Origin of the sequence: Burkholderia sp. TSV86 (assembly GCF_001522865.1) — a bacterium.
Lineage (GTDB): Bacteria > Pseudomonadota > Gammaproteobacteria > Burkholderiales > Burkholderiaceae > Burkholderia.
Window position 1 is genome coordinate 39577 of sequence record NZ_LOWB01000015.1, and the last position, 21000, is coordinate 60576.

21 protein-coding genes and 1 tRNA gene are annotated in these 21000 nt (G+C 63.1%); 13 read left to right on the top strand and 9 right to left on the bottom strand.

Annotated elements, in window-relative coordinates:
• Nucleotides 1-146: 146 nt before the first annotated feature.
• Together WS68_RS00870 and WS68_RS00875 are read right to left on the bottom strand one after the other, a co-directional pair.
• Nucleotides 147-223 (bottom strand) — tRNA-Pro (locus tag WS68_RS00870).
• A gap of 40 nt (nucleotides 224-263) precedes the next feature.
• Nucleotides 264-1256, bottom strand: coding sequence for a polyprenyl synthetase family protein (locus tag WS68_RS00875; protein WP_059569013.1), 993 nt, complete (start codon nucleotides 1254-1256; stop codon nucleotides 264-266).
• 221 nt (nucleotides 1257-1477) lie between these two features.
• On the opposite strand from WS68_RS00875, the gene rplU reads away from it, so the two are divergent.
• The 4 genes from rplU (at nucleotide 1478) to proB (ending at nucleotide 4657) form a co-directional block, all read left to right on the top strand.
• Nucleotides 1478-1789 carry a 50S ribosomal protein L21 gene (gene rplU / locus WS68_RS00885; RefSeq protein WP_006025184.1) on the top strand — a complete coding sequence of 104 codons (312 nt, stop codon included), beginning with the start codon at nucleotides 1478-1480 and terminating at the stop codon, nucleotides 1787-1789.
• Between the two features lie 24 nt (nucleotides 1790-1813).
• Nucleotides 1814-2077, top strand: a complete 264-nt coding sequence (rpmA, locus tag WS68_RS00890; RefSeq protein WP_006400419.1) for a 50S ribosomal protein L27 — start codon at nucleotides 1814-1816, stop codon at nucleotides 2075-2077.
• A 181-nt stretch (nucleotides 2078-2258) separates the two neighbouring features.
• Nucleotides 2259-3392 (top strand): Obg family GTPase CgtA, encoded by a 1134-nt coding sequence (cgtA, locus tag WS68_RS00895; RefSeq protein ID WP_059569014.1) that lies wholly within the window; start codon nucleotides 2259-2261, stop codon nucleotides 3390-3392.
• Nucleotides 3393-3538: 146 nt separating this feature from the next.
• A complete protein-coding gene (gene proB, locus WS68_RS00900; protein ID WP_059569015.1) occupies nucleotides 3539-4657 on the top strand; it encodes a glutamate 5-kinase in 1119 nt (372 codons plus the stop codon).
• A gap of 36 nt (nucleotides 4658-4693) precedes the next feature.
• On the opposite strand, the gene WS68_RS00905 is transcribed toward proB, so the two are convergent.
• The gene (locus WS68_RS00905; RefSeq protein WP_059569168.1) at nucleotides 4694-5251 is read right to left on the bottom strand and encodes a CNP1-like family protein; all 558 of its coding nucleotides are present in this window, start codon (nucleotides 5249-5251) and stop codon (nucleotides 4694-4696) included.
• A gap of 82 nt (nucleotides 5252-5333) precedes the next feature.
• Nucleotides 5334-5984 (bottom strand): RNA pyrophosphohydrolase, encoded by a 651-nt coding sequence (locus WS68_RS00910; protein WP_059569016.1) that lies wholly within the window; start codon nucleotides 5982-5984, stop codon nucleotides 5334-5336.
• A 217-nt stretch (nucleotides 5985-6201) separates the two neighbouring features.
• On the opposite strand from WS68_RS00910, the gene WS68_RS00915 reads away from it, so the two are divergent.
• Together WS68_RS00915 and WS68_RS00920 are read left to right on the top strand one after the other, a co-directional pair.
• Nucleotides 6202-7938, top strand: coding sequence for a proline--tRNA ligase (locus WS68_RS00915; RefSeq protein WP_059569017.1), 1737 nt, complete (start codon nucleotides 6202-6204; stop codon nucleotides 7936-7938).
• 18 nt (nucleotides 7939-7956) lie between these two features.
• Complete coding sequence (locus tag WS68_RS00920; RefSeq protein WP_059569018.1) at nucleotides 7957-8559, top strand: MarC family protein; 603 nt, start codon at nucleotides 7957-7959, stop codon at nucleotides 8557-8559.
• A gap of 235 nt (nucleotides 8560-8794) precedes the next feature.
• On the opposite strand, the gene WS68_RS00925 is transcribed toward WS68_RS00920, so the two are convergent.
• Nucleotides 8795-9346, bottom strand: coding sequence for a hypoxanthine-guanine phosphoribosyltransferase (locus WS68_RS00925; protein WP_059569019.1), 552 nt, complete (start codon nucleotides 9344-9346; stop codon nucleotides 8795-8797).
• Nucleotides 9347-9449: 103 nt separating this feature from the next.
• Nucleotides 9450-10817, bottom strand: coding sequence for a signal recognition particle protein (gene ffh, locus WS68_RS00930; protein WP_059569020.1), 1368 nt, complete (start codon nucleotides 10815-10817; stop codon nucleotides 9450-9452).
• Nucleotides 10818-10903: 86 nt separating this feature from the next.
• Here ffh and WS68_RS00935 point away from each other — a divergent pair, with 86 nt between their 5' ends.
• The 7 genes from WS68_RS00935 to WS68_RS00960 all read left to right on the top strand — a co-directional run bounded on the left by WS68_RS00935 (nucleotide 10904) and on the right by WS68_RS00960 (nucleotide 18678).
• Nucleotides 10904-11791 (top strand): cytochrome C assembly family protein, encoded by an 888-nt coding sequence (locus WS68_RS00935; RefSeq protein ID WP_059569021.1) that lies wholly within the window; start codon nucleotides 10904-10906, stop codon nucleotides 11789-11791.
• A 14-nt stretch (nucleotides 11792-11805) separates the two neighbouring features.
• Nucleotides 11806-12132 carry a PP0621 family protein gene (locus WS68_RS00940; protein WP_059569022.1) on the top strand — a complete coding sequence of 109 codons (327 nt, stop codon included), beginning with the start codon at nucleotides 11806-11808 and terminating at the stop codon, nucleotides 12130-12132.
• On the top strand, nucleotides 12129-12719 hold the full coding sequence (gene ampD / locus WS68_RS00945) for a 1,6-anhydro-N-acetylmuramyl-L-alanine amidase AmpD (RefSeq protein ID WP_059569023.1): 591 nt from the start codon (nucleotides 12129-12131) through the stop codon (nucleotides 12717-12719). Before WS68_RS00940 ends, ampD begins: the two co-directional genes overlap by 4 nt.
• A gap of 309 nt (nucleotides 12720-13028) precedes the next feature.
• Nucleotides 13029-16016, top strand: coding sequence for a ribonucleoside-diphosphate reductase subunit alpha (locus tag WS68_RS00950; RefSeq protein ID WP_059569024.1), 2988 nt, complete (start codon nucleotides 13029-13031; stop codon nucleotides 16014-16016).
• Nucleotides 16017-16385: 369 nt separating this feature from the next.
• Nucleotides 16386-17612 (top strand): ribonucleotide-diphosphate reductase subunit beta, encoded by a 1227-nt coding sequence (locus tag WS68_RS00955; RefSeq protein ID WP_059569025.1) that lies wholly within the window; start codon nucleotides 16386-16388, stop codon nucleotides 17610-17612.
• A 75-nt stretch (nucleotides 17613-17687) separates the two neighbouring features.
• The gene (locus WS68_RS25550; RefSeq protein ID WP_082709736.1) at nucleotides 17688-18014 is read left to right on the top strand and encodes a hypothetical protein; all 327 of its coding nucleotides are present in this window, start codon (nucleotides 17688-17690) and stop codon (nucleotides 18012-18014) included.
• 28 nt (nucleotides 18015-18042) lie between these two features.
• Nucleotides 18043-18678, top strand: coding sequence for a histone H1-like DNA-binding protein (locus WS68_RS00960; protein ID WP_059569026.1), 636 nt, complete (start codon nucleotides 18043-18045; stop codon nucleotides 18676-18678).
• 226 nt (nucleotides 18679-18904) lie between these two features.
• Here WS68_RS00960 and WS68_RS00965 read toward each other — a convergent pair whose 3' ends face one another.
• From WS68_RS00965 to tpx, 3 genes are all read right to left on the bottom strand, one after another.
• Entirely contained in the window at nucleotides 18905-19375 is a 471-nt protein-coding gene (locus WS68_RS00965; protein WP_059569027.1) for a glycine zipper 2TM domain-containing protein, read from the bottom strand.
• Nucleotides 19376-19398: 23 nt separating this feature from the next.
• The gene (locus WS68_RS00970; protein ID WP_059569028.1) at nucleotides 19399-20337 is read right to left on the bottom strand and encodes a carbohydrate kinase family protein; all 939 of its coding nucleotides are present in this window, start codon (nucleotides 20335-20337) and stop codon (nucleotides 19399-19401) included.
• A 92-nt stretch (nucleotides 20338-20429) separates the two neighbouring features.
• A complete protein-coding gene (gene tpx / locus WS68_RS00975; protein ID WP_059515835.1) occupies nucleotides 20430-20933 on the bottom strand; it encodes a thiol peroxidase in 504 nt (167 codons plus the stop codon).
• Nucleotides 20934-21000 lie beyond the last annotated feature (67 nt).

The following is a 21000-nucleotide window of genomic DNA, read 5'->3' on the forward strand; positions in this document are numbered from 1 at the left end:
GGGAAGACTATAGCAGAGGGGCGCGCGCGGATTTGGCGCGAGCGCGCGGCGCTGGTTTTGCGCGGCAGCCGGCGGCGAACCGGCCGACGACATGCGGGAACGGCGAAAAAAAAACCGCGCATTGGATGCGCGGTTTTTTCAAAATCTGGTCGGGGTGAGAGGATTCGAACCTCCGGCCTCTACGTCCCGAACGTAGCGCTCTACCAGGCTAAGCTACACCCCGATTTGACTCGATTCATACTGCGTGGTCACTTTAGTCCAAATCAAGACTGGCGTGACGTCGAGTAAGAGCATAATTCTAGCAGGCTCTCTTTGAAAATGGAAGAGGGAAACGACGAAATTGCAGTGGCGGCCGCTTGAGCTTCTTGGCGTGCGCATTCCAGCGTGTGATCGAGCGCGCCCGAGCGTGTGATCGCGTCGAAGATCGTTTCGAACCGATCGGTGCCGCCCTGTTCGATCGCTTCGCGCGCGAGTACTGCCTGCTCCTGTGTGCCGCGCTCGATCAAATAAATGAGAGGCAGCGTCGGCTTGCCTTCGCGCAAGTCATCGCCGGCGTTCTTGCCCATCGATTCCGCAGTGCCCGCGTAGTCGAGCCAATCGTCCATGATCTGGAACGCGGTGCCGATCCGGCGGCCGTATTCGGCCGCGGCGGCTTCCGTGCGCGCGTCGGCGCCCGCGAGCACGGCGCCGAGTCGCGCGGACGCTTCGAACAACTTCGCGGTTTTATAGCGAATCACCTGCATGTAGCGGGTTTCGTCGACGTCGGCATCGTGCATGTTCAGCAACTGCAACACCTCGCCTTCGGAGATGATCGTCGTTGCTTCCGACAGAATCTCCATCACGCGCATTTTTCCGACACCCACCATCATCTCGAACGAACGCGAGTAGAGGTAATCTCCGACGAGAACGCTCGCCGCATTGCCGAACAGCGCATTCGCGGTCTTACGGCCGCGCCGCAATTCCGATTCGTCGACGACGTCGTCGTGCAGCAGCGTCGCCGTATGAATGAACTCGACGACGGCCGCGAGCACGTGCCGATGGCTCGTGTTTTCGCCGAGTGCGCCCGCGACGAGCAGCAGAAGCGCTGGCCGCAGCCGCTTGCCGCCCGCACCGATGATGTATTCGGCGATCTGATTGATCAGCAGCACGTCTGACGCGAGGCTTTGCCGGATGACGCGGTTTACCTGCTCCATATCGTTGACGATCGGGGCGAGCAGGTGGGCGGCGCTGAGGGAGGGGGTGGCAGTCGACGACATGATGATGGATATGGGTAGTGCCGCGGATTATAAGGCGAATCGTCGTCGAGCCGGGTCGTTGTGCAGCGCTTTTGCTGGTATTTCGGCCGTTTGGCCGATGTGCGTCATGCCTGCGCGGGCGGGATTCGGCGGTTTGCTTTGACTGAAGCGCTAACCCTATGTATAATCACGCGTTTTCCGTGCACGGTGTGCGGAAAAATGGATCCAGAGTGAGGTTTTCAATGTACGCGGTCATAAAAACCGGCGGCAAGCAGTACAAGGTTGCCGTTGGCGAAAAACTGAAAGTAGAACAGATACCGGCTGACATTGACGCAGAAATCACGCTCGACCAGGTTCTCGCAGTGGGCGAAGGTGAATCGATCAAGTTCGGTACACCGCTGGTCAGTGGGGCTTCCGTCAAGGCCACCGTCGTGTCGCACGGTCGTCACGCCAAGGTCACCATCTTCAAGATGCGTCGCCGGAAGCACTACCAAAAGCACGGCGGCCACCGCCAGAACTACACTGAGCTGCGCATCGACGCGATCAACGCGTAAGCGTCTCGGTAAAGGAGCAATCAGATGGCACACAAAAAGGCAGGCGGCTCGTCCCGGAACGGCCGCGACTCCGAGTCGAAACGTCTCGGCGTGAAAGTGTACGGCGGCCAGGCGATCAACGCCGGCGGCATCATCGTGCGTCAGCGCGGCACGCGCATGCACGCTGGCGAGAACGTCGGCATGGGCAAGGATCACACCCTGTTTGCGCTGGTCGACGGCCACGTGAAGTTCGCGACGAAGGGCGCGGACAAGAAGCATACGGTCATCGTCGTTCCGGCCGCTGCCTGAATTCAGGCGCGACGGGCTTCGTAGCCACAAAGGCCCCGCGGTTTCAGCGGGGCCTTTTTTATTTTGCGCGCGGCGCTTCGCGGGCGCGACATTAGCCGTTCGGCCGATTGGTCAAGCGTAACGGCACGCGGCACAATAGCGAAAACGTGCAGCTATTATTGGATACCGGACGGAGTGACGGATGAAGTTCATTGACGAAGCGCGAATCGAGGTTATCGCCGGAGATGGAGGCGATGGCAGCGCGTCGATGCGGCGCGAGAAGTTCGTTCCGTTCGGCGGGCCGGATGGCGGCGACGGCGGTCGCGGCGGCAGCGTCTACGTAATTGCGGATCGCAATATCAATACGCTGATCGATTACCGGTACGCGAAGAAGCATATGGCGCGCAACGGTGAGAACGGTCGCGGTTCCGATTGCTATGGCAAGGGCGGCGACGATATCACGCTGCGCATGCCGGTCGGTACCATGATCACCGATATGGACACCGGCGAGCTGATCGCCGATTTGACCGAGCACGATCAGAAGGTGCTCATCGCGAAAGGCGGCGCAGGCGGCCTCGGCAATCTGCACTTCAAGTCCAGCACGAATCGCGCACCGCGCCAGAAGACCGACGGCAAGCCTGGCGAGCGCCGGATGCTGAAGCTCGAACTGAAGGTGCTTGCGGACGTGGGTCTTCTGGGCATGCCGAATGCGGGAAAGTCGACGTTCATCGCGTCGGTGTCGAATGCGAAGCCTAAGATCGCCGACTATCCGTTCACGACGCTTGCGCCGAATCTGGGTGTCGTGCGTGTCGGGCCCGGCAAGAGCTTCGTGATCGCGGACATTCCGGGGCTGATTGAAGGCGCGGCGGAAGGCGCGGGCCTCGGCCATCAGTTCCTACGTCATTTGCAGCGCACGGGATTGCTTCTGCATCTCGTCGATCTCGCGCCGTTCGACGAGAACGTCGATCCCGTCGCCGAAGCGAAAGCGATCGTCGGCGAATTGCGGAAATACGACGAATCGCTGTATGAGAAACCGCGCTGGCTCGTGCTGAACAAGCTCGACATGGTGCAGGAGGACGCGCGCCGGGCACGCGTTGCCGATTTCGTCGAGCGTTTCGGTTGGACTGGCCCGGTTTTCGAAATCTCGGCGTTGACGGGGCAGGGTTGCGAGAGCCTCGTCTACGCAATCCACGACTACCTGGCCAAGCATTCGGACGCGCATCGTGCCGAAGTGGCCGAGAATCTGGCTGCGGACGTGCGGTTTCGCGAGGTGGGCGCAGCGGACGTTCGTGTAGGCGAAGCGCTGCCGCCGGTTGCCGACGAGCCGCCACGCTAGCGCGGCTCGGACGCGTCTTGAATCTACCGTTCGGCGGTAGGCGGCGCGCGCTGTCCGGCGGATTTTCGGCGCGCGCGCAGTTCCATTCGCGACGATTCGCGAACCATTTATCCGGATTTGCCGCATTCCACAGGAGATAGCGCACGATGCGTTCGATCATCGCCGACTCGAAGCGCCTGGTAGTCAAGGTTGGTTCGAGCCTCGTCACCAACGACGGCCGCGGACTCGACCATGCGGCGATTGGCCGCTGGGCCGCGCAGATCGCCGCGCTGCGCAGCGCGGGCAAGGAGGTGGTGCTCGTCAGCTCGGGAGCGATCGCGGAAGGGATGCAGCGTCTTGGCTGGACCAAGCGGCCGCGCGAAATCGACGAGTTGCAGGCGGCGGCGGCTGTCGGGCAGATGGGGCTTGCGCAAGTTTACGAGAGCCGCTTTGCCGAACATGGCATTCGCACCGCGCAGATTCTGCTGACGCATGCCGATCTTGCAGATCGCGAGCGTTATCTGAATGCGCGCTCCACGCTGCTCACGCTGCTCACGCTCGGCGTCGTGCCGATCATCAATGAAAACGACACCGTCGTTACCGATGAGATCAAGTTCGGCGATAACGATACGCTGGGCGCGCTCGTGGCGAATCTGATCGAAGGCGACGCGCTGATCATTCTCACCGACCAATCCGGGCTATATACCGCCGATCCGCGCAAGGACCCCGGCGCGACGCTCGTTGCGGAGGCGAACGCCGGTGCGCCCGAATTGGAAACAATGGCAGGCGGCGCGGGCTCGAGCATCGGCCGCGGCGGCATGCTGACCAAGATTCTCGCGGCGAAGCGCGCGGCCCACAGTGGAGCGAACACGGTAATTGCGAGCGGTCGCGAATCCGATGTGCTCGTGCGCCTTGCTGCTGGCGAGGCTATCGGCACCCAATTGATCGCCCGTACCGCGCGGATGGCTGCGCGCAAGCAGTGGATGGCCGATCACTTGCAGGTGCGAGGGCACGTGGTGATCGATTCGGGCGCGGTCGACAAACTGACGGTGGGCGGCAAGAGCCTGCTGCCAATCGGCGTGATCGACGTGCGGGGCGTGTTCGCGCGCGGCGAAGTGATTGCGTGCGTCGACGGGGCGGGGCGTGAGGTCGCGCGTGGGATCACCAATTACAGCAGCGCGGAAACGAAGCTGATCCAACGCAAGCCGAGCGGCGAGATTGAGACGGTGCTCGGCTACATGCTTGAGCCGGAGCTGATTCACCGCGACAACCTCGTGCTCGCCTGATTCCCCCGGCAGGCGGCACGAGCGGCGCGCGGCGGATCAGCGGATTTGGCTAAGCCGTGTGCGGTGATGGCGGATATTGTCGAGGATCGTTGAAGTCTGGCCCGCCGGTATCTTGTTGTCGCAGAAATAATCCCGATAGAGCGCCGAGCGATAGGCATTCAGTTCGCCGTTCTCGATTCGTCGCCAATCTGTTTCGACCGTGCGGTCCCAGTCGTCGTGATCGGCATTCAGGCCTGCGTACTGACGCCATTCGTACGTGTCGCAACGAATGCCTTCGTAATTGACGTTGCGCGCGCCGCTGGGGCTCGTGACAACGATGGTGTAGCGCACGATGCCGTCGGTGCCCACGTCGAGTGACTTCGAGTCGACGAAGAACTGCAGCGGGGTGTTTTGCGATACGTTGAATGGCAGAAGGTTGCCCGTTTGCGGCAGCGGCGGCAGCGTCTCGACCTTGTTTTCGGTCCAATTCGGCTGGCGGTCGAGCAGGTAGGTGAACACGCCGTCGTCCTTGTTGGACGGGGTGTTGGAATGGGCGCAGCCCGCCAGCACGGCGGCCACGGCAATCGACGCCACGGCAACAGCAATCGCTTTCAATATGCGGTCCTCGTAAAAAAGCGCGGCATCCTTCAATGCCGCGCCCGGTCAATGTTTCTCATTTCCGGCAGGCGAGCGCGCGTCAGTCGCGCAGGATCAGGCGCGGAGGGGGACCGTCGAGCACGTTCGCGCCCGGCTCGATTTCCGAGCAGACGGTGGACGGGTCAACCGCCGCTGGCGCGCTCGCAGCCGGATAGCCATTCACGGCGCGCGGGTAGCGCACCGTGCGCGGGTTACGCGGTTTGTCCGCGCGCTGCGCCGGGCGGCGCAGAAAGCGCGACAACTCGGTCAACGCCAACTGATAGACATCCCGCTTGAACTCGATCACAGCCTCGAGCGGCACCCAGTACTCGTTCCAGCGCCACGCGTCGAATTCCGGATGATCCGTCGCACGCAGGCAGATATCGCAATCGCGTCCGACCATTCGCAGCAAGAACCAGATCTGCTTCTGGCCGCGATAGTGCCCACGTACTTCGCGTTTGATGAACTTGTCTGGCACCTCATAACGCAACCAGTCGCGAGTGCGGCCGATGACCTTGACGTGTTCCGGACGCAACCCGGTTTCCTCGTGCAGTTCTCGGTACATTGCCTGCATCGGGGTCTCACCATACTTGATGCCCCCTTGCGGGAATTGCCAGGAATGCTCGCGAAGCCGTTTGCCCCAAAACACCTCGTTGTGCGCGTTCAAGAGGATGATGCCGACGTTCGGGCGAAAGCCTTCACGATCCAGCATACAACCACCTTCGAATCCTTTAAAATTGCTTTGATTATAAACAGATAACGGGCGCCGCGCACCGGAACGGAGCGAATCCGGGCGAGGTGCGTCATCTATACTGTCCCCGATTTGTCTGCTATGTCATCTGCGCCGCTCAATGCCGTGCGCAGTCGTTCATCCACCTTTAGCCTTTTTCCGGCGGCCCGCGTTGGCCGCCGCCATCGGAACCGTTCGCATGAAAGCCTCTCGTTTCTTTATCGGCACCCTGAAGGAAGCACCCGCCGACGCCGAAATCGTCAGCCACAAGTTGATGGTGCGCGCCGGCATGATCCGTCGCGTGGCTGGCGGTATCTACAATTATCTGCCGATTGGCCTGCGCTCGATTCGCAAGGTCGAGGCGATCGTGCGCGAGGAGATGAACCGGGCGGGCGCGATCGAATTGCTGATGCCCGCGGTGCAGCCGGCCGAGCTGTGGCAGGAATCCGGGCGCTGGGAGCAGTATGGCCCGGAGCTGTTGCGTATCAAGGATCGTAAGCAGAACGATTTCGTGATCGGACCGACGCACGAGGAGGTCGTCACCGATATCGCGCGCAACCAGATCAAGAGCTATCGGCAGATGCCGGTGAATTTCTACCAGATCCAAACGAAATTCCGCGACGAGATTCGTCCGCGCTTCGGCGTGATGCGCGGGCGCGAATTCATCATGAAGGATGCGTATTCGTTCGACAAGGACGCGGACGGCCTGAAAGCGTCGTACAAGAAGATGTACGACGCCTACGTGCGGATCTTCACGCGCATCGGCCTCGAGTTTCGTGCGGTCGCGGCGGACAATGGTTCGATCGGCGGCAGCGGCTCGCACGAATTTCACGTGATCGCCGATACCGGCGAGGACGCGCTTGCCTATTGCGCGACGTCGGATTTCGCGGCGAACGTCGAGGCGGCCGAGGCGCTGCCGCTCATCGCGAGCCGCGCGGCGCCCGCTGAGGCGATGACGAAGGTTGCGACGCCGGGCAAGGCGAAGTGCGAGGCGGTTGCCGCGTTGCTGAACATTCCGCTCGAACGCACGATCAAGTCGATCGTGCTTGCAACCGACAACGAAGGCGCCGAGCCGACTATTTGGCTGCTGATGTTGCGCGGCGATCACGATTTGAACGAGATCAAGGCGTCGAAACTGCCGGGGCTTGCGGGGCACCGCTTCGCGACCGAAGCGGAGATCGTCGAGTGGTTCGGCACGCCGCCCGGCTATCTTGGCCCGATCGGCACGAAGAAGCCGGTGCGCGTCGTCGCCGATCGCACGGTGGCAAACATGAGCGATTTTGTCGTCGGTGCGAACGAGGTCGACTATCACATTGCCGGCGTGAATTGGGGCCGCGATCTGCCGGAGCCGGTCATCGCCGACATCCGCAACGCGAAGGCGGGCGATCCGTCGCCGGACGGCAAGGGCGTGCTCGACATCTGCCGCGGGATCGAGGTCGGGCACGTGTTTCAGCTCGGCACGAAGTATTCGGAGGCGATGGGCGCGACGTTCATCGACGAGGCCGGCAAGACGCAGCCGATGATGATGGGCTGCTACGGGATCGGTATTACGCGGATTCTCGGCGCGGCGATCGAGCAGAATTTCGACGACAAGGGCATCATCTGGCCCGAGGCGATTGCGCCGTTCGAGGTCGTGCTGTGCCCGATGGGCTACGACCGTAGCGACGCCGTGCGCGAAGCGGCCGACAAGCTGTATGCGGAACTGACGGCAGCGGGCATCGACGTGATCCTCGACGATCGCGGCGAGCGTCCGGGCGTGATGTTCGCGGACTGGGAGCTGATCGGCGTGCCGCATCGTCTCGTGATCGGCGAGCGCGGGTTGAAGGACGGCAAGCTCGAGTATCAGGGCCGGCGCGACACCGAAGCGACGCTGTTGCCGGCCGACACTGCCGCATCGACGATCGCGGGTAAGGTGCGCGCGGCGCTCGCGCGCTGACGGCCAAGGGAGCGCGCGTTGGAGTCGAATTTTCTGTCGGCAACGGTGCTCCTCATCCTGATCACCGATCCGCTCGGCAACATCCCGCTTTTCATTGCCGCGCTCAAGGACGTGCCGGGCGAGCGGCGCGTGAAGGTGATCCTGAGAGAAGTGGCGATCGCGTTCGTGATCCTGCTGTTTTTCATGATTGTGGGCGATCGCTTTTTGCGAATGATGAGCCTGACGGACTTGTCGCTGCGGATCGGCGGCGGGATCGTGCTGTTCCTGATCGCGCTGCGGATGATTTTCCCGCATCCGGACGGCGCGCTCGGCAATGATCCGCGCGCGGGCGGCGAGCCGTTTATCGTGCCGCTTGCGATTCCTGCGCTGGCGGGGCCGTCAGCGCTTGCGACAGTGATGCTGCTGACTTCGCAGGCCCCCGGCAAGACGCTCGAATGGGCGGGCGCGCTAACGGTGACGATGCTCGTCTGCGCGGTCACGCTCGTGATGGCCGAACGAATTCAGCAGTGGCTGGGCGAGCGGACTGTGATGGCGTTCGAGCGGCTGATGGGGCTTGTGCTCGTGGCGATTTCGGTCGAGATGATGATGGCGGGCGTCCGGGCGTTCGTGCACCAGTTGTAGCGGCAGATGGCAGATGGCCGATGAGCGGCGGCCAGTCTGATGGTCCGGAACGACGTGGGTGGCGGGTGAAAAAAGCGGCTTCGCGAGAAATGCGAAGCCGCTTTTTTCGGCAGCATTTGGCGCCGTGTCGAGGGAGCGGCGGTTCAACGGCGTTTGCGCCGATTGCGGCCTGTTTTGGGCGGGCCGCCTGAGCCGCTTATCGGGCCGGCGCCTTTCGGGCACGCGGCAACGTCACTCACGCGCCGGCAGTGAGTGCGCGGATCGCCGGCAGGTTGCGCCAGTAGCCTTTCGCATCCATCCCGCAGCCGAATACATAGCGATCCGGCACCGTAAAGCCGCAGAAGTCCGGGTGCAGCGGCTTCGATTTCGTCAGAATTTTCTCGCACAGCACGGCGGACAGAAACCGCTGCGCGCCCATCTCGAGCAGGCGGTCGCGGATCGCGGCCATCGTTTCGCCTTCGTCGAGGATGTCGTCGAGCACGAGCACGATCCGGTCCTTCACCGATTCGCGCGGCGCAACCCGCCAATGCATTTCCGGGCTGCCTTGCGTCGTGTTCCGGTAGCGGGTCAGGTGGATATAGTCGAACTCGAGCGGAAAATCGAGGTGTGGCAACAGCATCCCGGTAAATACCGCCGCGCCGCCCATTACCGACAGCACGAGAGGAAACGCGTCGCCGATTTGCGCACGGATGTCGTCGGCCATCTTGGCGATCGACGCTCTTACCGCATCGGCCGAGACGATCTCTTCGGAGTGTTTGAAAATATGGAGGGCTTCTTCGCGATTCATGGGTTCGGACGAGCGGTCGGGAACAGACTAGGGTAAAACGGACGCGGGCGACGCGCGCCCGCACATGGCAAATAGCATAAACCCGTGCGCCGGGCAGCGCGTATCAGCGCAGGCCCGGTATCATGCCTTTCATGCCGCGCATCATTTTCTGCAGGTTTCCGCCTTTGAGTTTTTTCATCATCGTGCGCATCTGGTCGTACTGATTCAGCATCCGGTTGACTTCCTGCACCGGCACGCCCGCGCCTGCCGCGATCCGGCGCTTGCGGGTCGCCTTGATGATCTCGGGCTTCGCGCGCTCGGCGGGCGTCATCGAATTGATGATTCCTTCCATCCGGCGGATCTGCTTTTCCGCCTGGCCCATGTCGGCGCCTGCCGCGGCTTGCTGGAACTGCGCGGGCAGCTTGTCCATCAGCGTCGACAGTCCGCCCATCTTCTTCATCTGCGAGATTTGCGCGCGGAAATCGTTCAGATCGAAATCGCCGCCTTTTTTAACCTTGTCGGCAAGTTTCTGCGCTTCCTTGACATCGACGCCGCGCTGCGCCTCCTCGACGAGCGCGAGGATGTCGCCCATGCCGAGAATGCGGTTCGCCATCCGGTCTGGGTGGAAGATTTCCAGGCCGTCGAGTTTCTCTGCGACACCGACGAACTTGATCGGCTTGCCCGTCACGTGACGCACCGACAGCGCCGCGCCGCCGCGCGAGTCGCCGTCGAGCTTCGTCAGCACGACGCCGGTGAGCGGCAGCGCGTCGTTGAACGCCTTCGCGGTGTTCACCGCGTCCTGGCCGAGCATCGCGTCGACGACGAAGAGCGTCTCCACCGGTTTGAGCGCCGCATGCAGCTCGGTGATTTCCTGCATCATCGCCTCGTCGATGCCCAGACGCCCGGCGGTATCGACGATCAGCACGTCGTGGTAGTGGCGCTTGGCCCAATCGACGGCGGCAAGACCGATATCGACGGGTTTTTGCTCCGGCGTCGACGGGAAGAAATCGGCGCCGACCTGCTCACTCACCGTCTTGAGCTGCGCGATCGCGGCCGGACGGTAGACGTCGCACGACACCGTGAGCACCTTCTTCTTGTATTTCTCGCGCAGCAGCTTCGCGAGCTTGCCGGCGGTCGTCGTCTTACCGGCGCCTTGCAGGCCGGCCATCAGGATGATCGCGGGCGGCGTGACGGCGAGATCGAGTTCGGCGGCCTTGCCTTCGTAGTCGCCGCCGATCACGGCGATCAGCTCCTTCTGGACCACGCCGACGAGCGCCTGGCCGGGCGACAGACTGCTGATCACGTCCTCGCCGAGCGCTTTTTCCTTGACCTTCGCGATGAATTCGCGCACGACGGGCAGCGCGACGTCGGCTTCGAGCAGTGCGAGCCGCACTTCGCGGAGCATCTCCTGGGTATTTGCCTCGGTGAGCCGGGCTTCGCCGCGCAGCGTCTTGACGACGCGCGCCATCCGTTGGGTGAGATTGTCGAGCATGGGGAGCGATGGACAGTGAAGCCGCCGGCGCGAGTCGGGCGAAAAGCCGGCCGTCGCGGGCAGGGGGCCTAGTGTAAACTTCGAACATGGATATTGTACTGTATGCCCTCACCGCGCTTTTATACGCCGGTCTCGCCGTGGCGGGCGGGCGGGCGCGCCATGCCGGCGCGCAGCCGCTCGTCGTGAGCGGACCTGCCGCCGCCGCGCAGGCTCGTGAGCCGGCCGCCGCCGGGATCGGCGGATTCGGGCGCGTGCTGCTGGGCGCCGCGCTACTCGCGCATGGGGTGCTGCTGCACATGACGATCTTCCCGCGCGATGCGATGATGTTCGGCTTTGCGTTCGCGTTGTCGGCCATGTTTTGGCTGGGCGCGGGTATCTATTGGATCGAGAGCTTCTTTTTTCCGCTCGACGGGATGCGGCTGCTGGTGCTGCCGCTTGCATGCGTCGCGTCGCTGTTGCCGCTCGTGTTCGGTGGCGTGCGCGTGCTGCCGTATGCTGCGTCGCCGCTTTTCAAGGCACACTTCCTGATTGCGAATGTCGCGTATGGTCTTTTCGCGATCGCCGCGCTGCATGCCGTGCTGATGCTGATGGTCGAACGGCGCTTGCATACGTTACAGCGTGACTCGGCCGGCTGGATTGCCGGCTGGCTCGATACCCTGCCGCCGCTCCTCACGCTCGAGAAGCTGTTGTTCAGGCTGATCGGCGCGGGTTTCGTGCTGCTCACGCTCACGCTGGCGTCCGGCATCCTGTTCAGTGAGCAGATCGGCGCGCCGGCGCTCAAGCTCGATCACAAGACCGTGTTCGCGGTGCTGTCCTGGCTGATGTTCGGCGGGCTCATCGTGGCGCACCAGACATCCGGCTGGCGCGGCCGCGGCGCCGCGCGCTGGGTGCTTGCGTCGTTCGTCGCGCTGTTGCTGGCGTATGTCGGCAGCCGTTTTGTTCTCGAGGTGCTGCTGCACCGTTCTGTGGTTTGATGACCTGATTTTCGATGCGACAAATCCTTCTCCTGATTCTGTTGTTCTTCGCGAGTTCGTGGCTTGCGAGAAAGATCCGCCAAGTGCAGACGCGCGGCGGTTCGTTCCCGGGCGGCTTCGACGGCGCCGGCACGGCGTCCGGCGGCGCGGCGGGCGGCCCGCGGGCGGGCGGCTCGACCGCCACGGATAGCGGCACGCTGGCCGAGCCGATGGTTCGCTGCGCCGAGTGCGGCGTGCACGCGCCGAAGAGCGACGCGGTCGCGACGGGCGGCGACTATTTCTGCAGCTCGGAGCACGCGGCGCGTCACGCCGCGCACGCAAACCACCGCGGCCGGTCATGAGCGACGCGTCGCGCTGGGCGGTCGATGCCGGCGGCTGGGTGGCCGGCGCGCGGCGCGAACCATCGCCGAACGTCGACGGGCGGCCCGCAGGCGTCATGCCGACGCTCGTCGTGATCCACAACATCAGCCTGCCGCCCGGCGAGTTCGGCGGCGACGCGATTGTCGAACTGTTCCAGAATCGTCTCGATTGCGACGCGCATCCTTTTTATGGCGCGCATCTGCGCGGCGTGCGAGTATCCGCGCACTTCCTGATCCGGCGCGACGGCGTGCTGATCCAGTTCGCGTCGTGTGACGCGCGTGCGTGGCATGCTGGCGCATCGAGCTTCCTCGGCCGAGAGCGTTGCAACGATTTTTCGATTGGCATCGAACTCGAGGGCACGGACGATGTGGCATTCGACGAGCGGCAATACGCGACGCTCGTTGCGCTGTCGCGCGCGCTCGTCGCACGCTATCCAATCGACGCGTTCGCCGGGCATGCGGACATCGCGCCCACGCGCAAGACCGATCCGGGGCCGCACTTCGACTGGCGGCGTTTTGCCGCCGCCGCCGGCTTGGCGGCGCAGCGTTTTCCCTATCAGCCGCGCTGAGCCCGCGCGTCGAAATTTTTCACGCGCCCGCCGGCTTGCCCCTTTCCTTGCCCTGTCTGCGATAACGCGCTTGTCAATACGTCCCGCGCAAATTTTTTCGTTTGCGCTACCGCATGCCTCCACTATACTTGGTGCCAATCGAGCAGCACTGCACTAGATATAGTGTGTCGATCGGGAGCATTTTTGATCCCCGGCGGCGTCCGGCGGCCATGCCGAACGCGACATTCTCCGTGCAGCGCATCCGGCGACCGATCCGGCACGCTGCGTCCACACCTCCTTTCGCACCACCCAACACCAGGAGCTTTGCCCATGCAAACCACCGACAACGCGACGCCCCAATTCGAGGGCGCGGCGAGCCGTTCTTTTGCCGGGAGCGCGCAAGGCGCGCCGGCGCTCGCGCCGCAGACGACGTATGCCGACTACAAGGTGATCCGCCGTAATGGCAGCGTGGTGGCGTTCGAGCCGACGAAGATCGCGATCGCGGTAACGAAGGCGTTTCTTGCCGTCAACGGCGGGCAAGGCGCCGCATCGGCTCGCGTGCGCGAACTCGTCGAACAATTGACGCAATCCGTCGTGCGCGCGCTCGTGCGCAGCCGCCCGAACGGCGGCACGTTCCATATCGAGGATATCCAGGATCAGGTCGAGCTTGCGCTGATGCGCGGCGGCGAGCACAACGTCGCGCGCGCTTACGTGCTGTACCGCGAGAAGCGCCACCTCGAGCGCGCCCACGAGAGCGAAGCGGCGGCCGATGCGCACGAAGGGGGCGGCGGCATCAACGTGATGGACAACGGTGTCACCCGGCCGCTTGACCTGAACGCACTGCGCGCGCTCGTCGTATCTGCGTGCGCGGGGCTTGGCGATGCGGTGAGCGCCGAGCCGATCGTCGCGGAGACGGTGAAAAACCTGTACGACGGCGTGCCGATGACCCAGGTCTACGATTCGGCGATCCTGGCCGCGCGGACGATGATCGAGAAGGACCCGGCGTACAGCCAGGTCACGGCGCGCATTCTGCTGCACACGATCCGCCGCGAAATTCTCGGCGAGGAAGTGACGCAGGCCGAAATGGAAACGCGCTACGTCGAATACTTCCCGCAGTTCATCAAGCGCGGCGTCCAAGCCGAGCTGCTCGACGACAAGCTGCTGCAGTTCGACCTGAAGCGCCTGGGCGAGGCGCTCGACGCGAACCGCGACCTGCAATTCGGCTACCTCGGCCTGCAAACGTTGTACGACCGCTACTTCCTGCATGTCGACGGCACGCGCATCGAAATGCCGCAGGCGTTCTTCATGCGCGTCGCGATGGGCCTCGCGCTCAATGAGATCGACCGTGAGGCGCGCGCGATCGAGTTTTACAACGTGCTGTCGAGCTTCGATTTCATGAGTTCGACACCGACGCTGTTCAACTCGGGTACCCGCCGCTCGCAGTTGTCGTCGTGCTATCTGACGACGGTTGCCGACGATCTCGACGGTATTTATGAAGCGCTGAAGGAAAACGCGCTGCTGTCGAAGTTCGCGGGCGGCCTCGGCAACGACTGGACCCGTGTGCGCGCGCTCGGTTCGCATATCAAGGGCACGAACGGCAAGTCGCAGGGCGTCGTGCCGTTCCTGAAGGTCGTCAACGATACGGCCGTCGCAGTGAACCAAGGCGGCAAGCGCAAGGGCGCGGTCTGCGCGTACCTGGAATCGTGGCACCTCGACATCGAGGAATTCCTCGAACTGCGCAAGAACACCGGCGACGATCGCCGCCGCACGCACGACATGAACACGGCGAACTGGATTCCCGACCTGTTCATGAAGCGCGTGATGGAGGGCGCCGACTGGACGCTGTTCTCGCCGTCGACCTGCCCGGATCTGCACGACAAGTTCGGCGCCGAGTTCGAGGCGGCCTACCTGGCCTACGAGGACAAGGTCGCGCGCGGCGAGATCAAGCTGTTCAAAAAGATTCCGGCGCAGCAGCTCTGGCGCAAGATGCTCGGGATGCTTTTCGAAACCGGTCACCCGTGGATCACGTTCAAGGACCCGTGCAATGTGCGCTCGCCGCAACAGCACGTCGGCGTCGTCCACTCGTCGAACCTGTGCACCGAAATCACGCTGAACACGAGCGACACCGAGATCGCCGTCTGCAACCTGGGCTCGGTGAACCTGGTCGCGCACCTCGCGAAGCAGGCCGACGGCAGCTACGCGCTTGACCATGACAAGCTCAAGCGCACGATCGGCGTCGCGATGCGCATGCTCGACAACGTGATCGACATCAATTACTACGCGGTGCCGAAGGCGCGCAACTCGAATCTGAAGCACCGGCCGGTCGGCCTGGGCATCATGGGCTTCCAGGACTGTCTGCACCTGCTGCGCACGCCGTATGCGTCGGAAGGCGCGGTCGAGTTCGCCGACCGCTCGATGGAGGCGGTCTGCTACTACGCGTACTACGCGTCGACCGAGCTGGCCGAGGAGCGCGGCCGCTACTCGAGCTACCGCGGTTCGCTGTGGGACCGGGGCATCCTTCCGCAGGACACGCTGAAGCTCTTGACTGAAGCCCGCGGCGGCTACGTCGAGGTCGACACGAGCGCGACGCTTGACTGGCCGGCGCTGCGCGCGCGGATCGACTCGTTCGGGATGCGCAACTCGAACTGCGTCGCGATCGCGCCGACGGCGACGATCTCGAACATCATCGGCGTGTCGGCGTGCATCGAGCCGACCTTTCAGAACCTGTACGTGAAGTCGAACCTGTCGGGCGAGTTCACGGTCGTCAACGAGTACCTGGTGCGCGACCTGAAGGCGCGTGGCTTGTGGGATGAGGTGATGGTCGCCGATCTCAAATACTTCGACGGGATGCTGTCGCGGATCAATCGGATTCCGTCCGACCTGCGCGCGATCTACGCGACCGCGTTCGAAGTCGATCCGAAGTGGCTGGTCGAGGCGGCGTCGCGCCGTCAGAAGTGGATCGACCAGGCGCAGTCGCTGAATATTTATATGGCGGGCGCGTCGGGCAAGAAGCTCGACGAGGTCTACAAGCTCGCTTGGCTGCGCGGCCTGAAGACGACCTACTACCTGCGCACGATGGCGGCGACGCACGTCGAGAAATCGACTGTCGCGCACGGCGCGCTGAACGCGGTGCCGACTTCCGGGGGGGGGAGCGGTGGCGGTGCGGTGGGCGGTGCGCAAGGCGCGGGCGGTTTCGGCGCGGCGGGCGGTGATGCGCAGTCGGGCGCGTTGAATGCGGCGCCGATCGAAGCGGACGGTCCGGTGTGCACGATGCGTCCGGGCGACCCTGGTTTCGACGAATGCGAAGCGTGCCAGTGATGCGGCGCGCGTAGCAGCGACGACGCGGCGCGCAGCACGACCGATATAGGTTGAAGTGCGCGCCGCTCTCTACTAAAAAAATGATAAGGATTCTGTAACGCAGCGCACACGTTGCAGACCACGCGAAACACGATCAACGTATCACCGAAAGCGTCACATTTCGAGCTGCGCTCGACGCGACGAACGAGCTTTGATGGACGTCGCGAATCACGTGCTGCACACATCACACACGCGATGAATGACGATGCGTTGCTCAAAGTGTTGTATCGAGGTCGCAACGCGAATCGAAAACAGGAATTTTCCTGAGCGAACTCTTTTAACGCTCAGGAAAAGATGGTACAAACCGATCTAAATTGATGGTGAGAATTTATGCTCAACTGGGATGACGAGATGACCGCCGTAACTCCCGCGAGCGGAGCGCAGCAAAACGCGATGCGCGACCCCGCAGGAATGGTTGTCGGATTGCAGGCCGCGGTGCCTGCCGCTCATCAAACTTCGTCGGCGCGCGACATCTTCGCAGGCGATTTCGCTGTCGCACCTCGCGCCGCCGATGCGCAAGCAGCGTCTGTCGATTCGCAAGCGCGGGTCAACGTTGCCGACAAGCGCATCATCAACGGCCAGACCGACGTCAACCAACTCGTGCCATTCAAGTACAAATGGGCATGGGAGAAGTATCTGGCCGGCTGTGCGAATCACTGGATGCCGCAGGAAATCAACATGTCCCGCGACATCGCACTGTGGAAAGACCCGAATGGCCTGACCGAGGACGAGCGCCGCATCGTCAAGCGCAACCTTGGTTTCTTCGTGACGGCCGATTCGCTCGCGGCGAACAACATCGTGCTCGGCACCTACCGCCACATCACGGCGCCCGAATGCCGGCAATTCCTGCTGCGGCAGGCGTTCGAAGAGGCGATCCACACGCACGCTTACCAATATATTGTCGAATCGCTCGGTCTCGACGAGGGCGAGATCTTCAACGCGTACCATGAGGTCACGTCGATCCGCGCGAAAGACGAGTTCCTGATTCCGTTCATTCACACGCTGACCGATCCGGCGTTCAAGACCGGTACGCTGGAGGCCGATCAGAAGCTGCTCAAGTCGCTGATCGTGTTCGCGTGCATCATGGAAGGCCTCTTTTTCTACGTCGGTTTTACGCAGATCTTGGCGCTCGGCCGGCAGAACAAGATGACCGGCGCGGCGGAGCAATACCAATACATCCTCCGCGACGAGTCGATGCACTGCAATTTCGGGATCGACTTGATCAACCAGATCAAGCTTGAGAACCCGCACTTGTGGACCGCCGAGTTCCGCGCCGAGATCCGCGAGCTGTTCAAGCATGCGGTCGATCTTGAGTACCGTTACGCGGAGGACACGATGCCGCGCGGCGTGCTGGGCCTGAATGCGTCGATGTTCAAGAGTTATCTGCGTTTCATCTGCAACCGCCGTTGCCAGCAGATCGGCCTCGATCCGCTGTTCCCGAACGAGGAGAACCCGTTCCCGTGGATGAGCGAGATGATCGATCTGAAGAAGGAACGCAACTTCTTCGAGACGCGGGTAATCGAATATCAGACGGGCGGCGCGCTGTCGTGGGAATGACCCGCCGCGCTGGCGAATGACGATATTTAAGCCGGGCGCGGCGCCCGGCACAAGGTTTAGGAGCAAGAACGCCTGATGCAAAGCATGTCCGGTGCCCCGGGGGCCCACGTATACGACAGGCACTTTGCGAACCCTTCAGTGGGATGGGCAAACTTCCCTCCGCGAAAAGCCGGCGGCTGCGCTGCCGCCGGCTCGATCAAGCGATTAGGGGTGGCGGCGAAGGGTGCGCTTGCCACCGACTTGATTTGGCGTGCGATGCCGGTGGGCACCGCACGCCATACCGTATTCATTAGCGTAAGCATGCGTCGACCGCGTACGCCGATGAATAGCCCGCTTCGTAGCGCACGTCCTGATAAACGTCCGCGGGAAGCGGGTTTTGACGAAGGGTGTAGTTTGAACTGACTCTCATCTGAACCTGAAGGAGAACATGATGGCACTTGCCAAGAAGAAACCGGCCGCCAAGAAGGCAGCCGCTAAGAAGCCCGCAGCGAAGAAAGCCGCCGCACCGGCGAAGAAAGCCGCTGTGAAGAAGGTTGCCGCGAAGAAGGTCGTGGCTAAGAAGGCTCCGGCAAAGAAGGTCGCGGCAAAGAAGGTTGCGGTGAAGAAGGTTGCTGCGAAGAAGGTTGCTGCGAAGAAGGTCGCGGCTAAGAAGGTTGCCACGAAGAAGGTCGCGGTGAAGAAGGTTGCCGCGAAGAAGGTCGCGGCTAAAAAGGCGCCGGCAAAGAAGGTCGCAGCGAAGAAAGTCGCGGTGAAGAAAGTGGCGGCTAAGAAGGTTGCCGCGAAGAAGGTCGCGGTGAAGAAGGTTGCTGCGAAGAAGGTTGCTGCGAAGAAGGCGGCGCCGGCGAAGAAGGCTGCACCGGCGAAGAAGGCCGCTCCCGCTGCGAAGAAGGCTGCGCCTGCTGCGAAGAAAGCCGCGCCGGCGAAGAAGGCTGCGAAAAAGGCGGTCGTGAAGAAGGCTGCGCCGGCGACCACTGCGTCGACGGCATCGGTTGCTCCGGCATCGGGCGTGAAGACGGCGCTCAACCCGGCAGCGGCGTGGCCGTTCCCGACCGGCAGCCGTCCGTAACACCTGCTGCGCTAAATCGGACACACTCGTTGTGTCTTGCTGGATCGAGTAAGGCTACTCGATCAAAACCCGCCACAGGCTCCGCCGGTGGCGGGTTTTTTATTGGCCGGTTGCCCAGCCGCGAAGGCGAGCACACGCAAAAAAACGCATGCGCGTTAAGCGCATGCGTTTTCAGCCGGATTGCCGCCCTGGCGCTTGCCGCGGCAGGACGTGACGCAGGCCCCCGTCAGTGTGTGACGCGGGTGACGCCGCTGCTCGACAGCAGACGCACGCGGTCGCCCGCGCGGAACACCTCGGCCGTCGCAGCCTGCGTGATCGAGCGCAGATCGCCGTTATCGAGGCGCACTGTGATTTCGACACCGTTCGCATTGCTCATGCCCTGGCCGATTGCGTTGCCCGCGACGGCACCCGCGAGGCCGCCCGCGATGGCGGTGAGGATAGAGCCCTTGCCGCCGCCGATCGCGCTGCCTGCCACGGCGCCGAGCGCGCCGCCGCCCACCGTGCCGAGCGCCGAACCGCCGCCGTCGCCCTGAATCCGAACCGCGCGCACGCTCTCGATCGTACCCATCCGGACGGTTTGTTCCCGTTGCGCCTGGCCGGCGCTATACACATCGGCGGAACCCGGTGTGTAGCAGCCCGCGAGCGTTACCGCAGCAGTCAGCATCGCGGCGAGCGTGAGGTTTTTCCTGGTCAACATGTTTCATCTTCTCCAAACGAATTTCACTTCAGGCTATAGCCGAACGCAGCCGCGAAGCGTGCATTGATTTCCTCGCGGGTCGGCGTATAAGTCTGTGGGCCCTGATGGGCGATTTTCAGCGAGCCCATCAAGCTGGCGAGGCGCCCCGTCGTTGCCCAATCGAAGCCTTGCTCGATGCCGTACAGCAAGCCGCCGCGGAATGCGTCACCGCAGCCCGTCGGATCGACGATACGCTCGGCAGGAACGGAGGGAATCTGCTCTTCGCCATCGCGATGGCGGATCGTTGAGCCATGCTCGCCGCGCGTGATGATGAGCGCCTGGACCCGGCTGGCGATTTCGTCTTCGGACCAGCCTGTTTTGTCGGACACCAGCTTGGCTTCGTAATCGTTGACAGCGACATACGTCGCAAGTTCAATGCTGCGACGCAGCGTCGCACCGTCAAAAAGGGGCAAACCCTGGCCTGGATCGAAGATGAACGGCACGCCGGCCTTCGCGAGCTCCTCCGTGTGCTGGACCATTCCTTCGAAGCCGTCCGGTGCGACGATCGCGAGTTTGATGCCGCGCGCTTCGCCGGCGTGGTTCACGTGCGATTGCATCATCGCGCCGGGGTGGAATGCGGCGATCTGGTTGTTGTCGAGATCGGCCGTGATCATCGCCTGAGCGGTGTACGTATCCGGCAGTACCCGGACGTATTCGCGCGACAGACCGAGCGCGTCGAGGCGCTCGAGGTATGGCTGAGCGTCGATCGCGCCGAGCGTGCCCATCATCCGCGCATCGCCGCCCAGCAGGTGCAGCGCATATGCGATGTTGCTCGCGCAGCCGCCGAATTCGCGGCGCATCGTCGGCACGAGAAAGCTCAGGTTGATGAGATGCAACTGGTCGGGCAGGAGGTGCTCGCGAAAGCGCCCCTGGAAGGTCATGATGTTGTCGTAGGCAATCGAGCCGCAGATCAGCGTAGCCAAGTTGGGCGTTCCTGTGAGAGAGGTGGACGGGCGCGGCCGCGCACCGGTGCGCGCAGTGGGCGTGCCGGCGGCGCGTGGCTGTTCGGCGGCGCTTATTTCAGTACGGCGAGTGCCGCGTCGTAGTTCGGCTCGTTCTTGATTTCGCCGACGAGTTCGGCATGCGTGACTTTGTCCTGCTCGTCGAGCACGACGACGGCGCGCGCGGTTAGGCCGTTCAGTGGGCCGCTCGTCACGTCCACGCCGTATGCGTTGGCGAACGCGCGGCCGCCGCGGAACGTCGACGCGGTAACGACGTTCGCGAGGCCTTCAGTCGTGCAGAAGCGGGACGCCGCAAACGGCAGGTCCGCCGAGACGACGATGACGACCGTGTTGTCGAGCTTGCTCGCCGCTTCGTTGAATTTGCGGGTCGACGTCGCGCAAGTCGGCGTGTCGAGGCTCGGGACGATGTTCAGCACCTTGCGCTTGCCGGCGAAGCTCGCCAGCGTCAGATCGGCGAGATCCTTGCCGACCAGCTTGAAGTCGGGCGCTTGCGAGCCGACGGACGGGAACGTGCCGGCGATGTCGATCGGATTGCCACCCAGCGTCACTTTGCTCATGTTCGTACTCCAAATATGTGCGCCGTAGCGGCGCACGGGTTGACGAGTGTCGCGCCGCGAGCGGCGC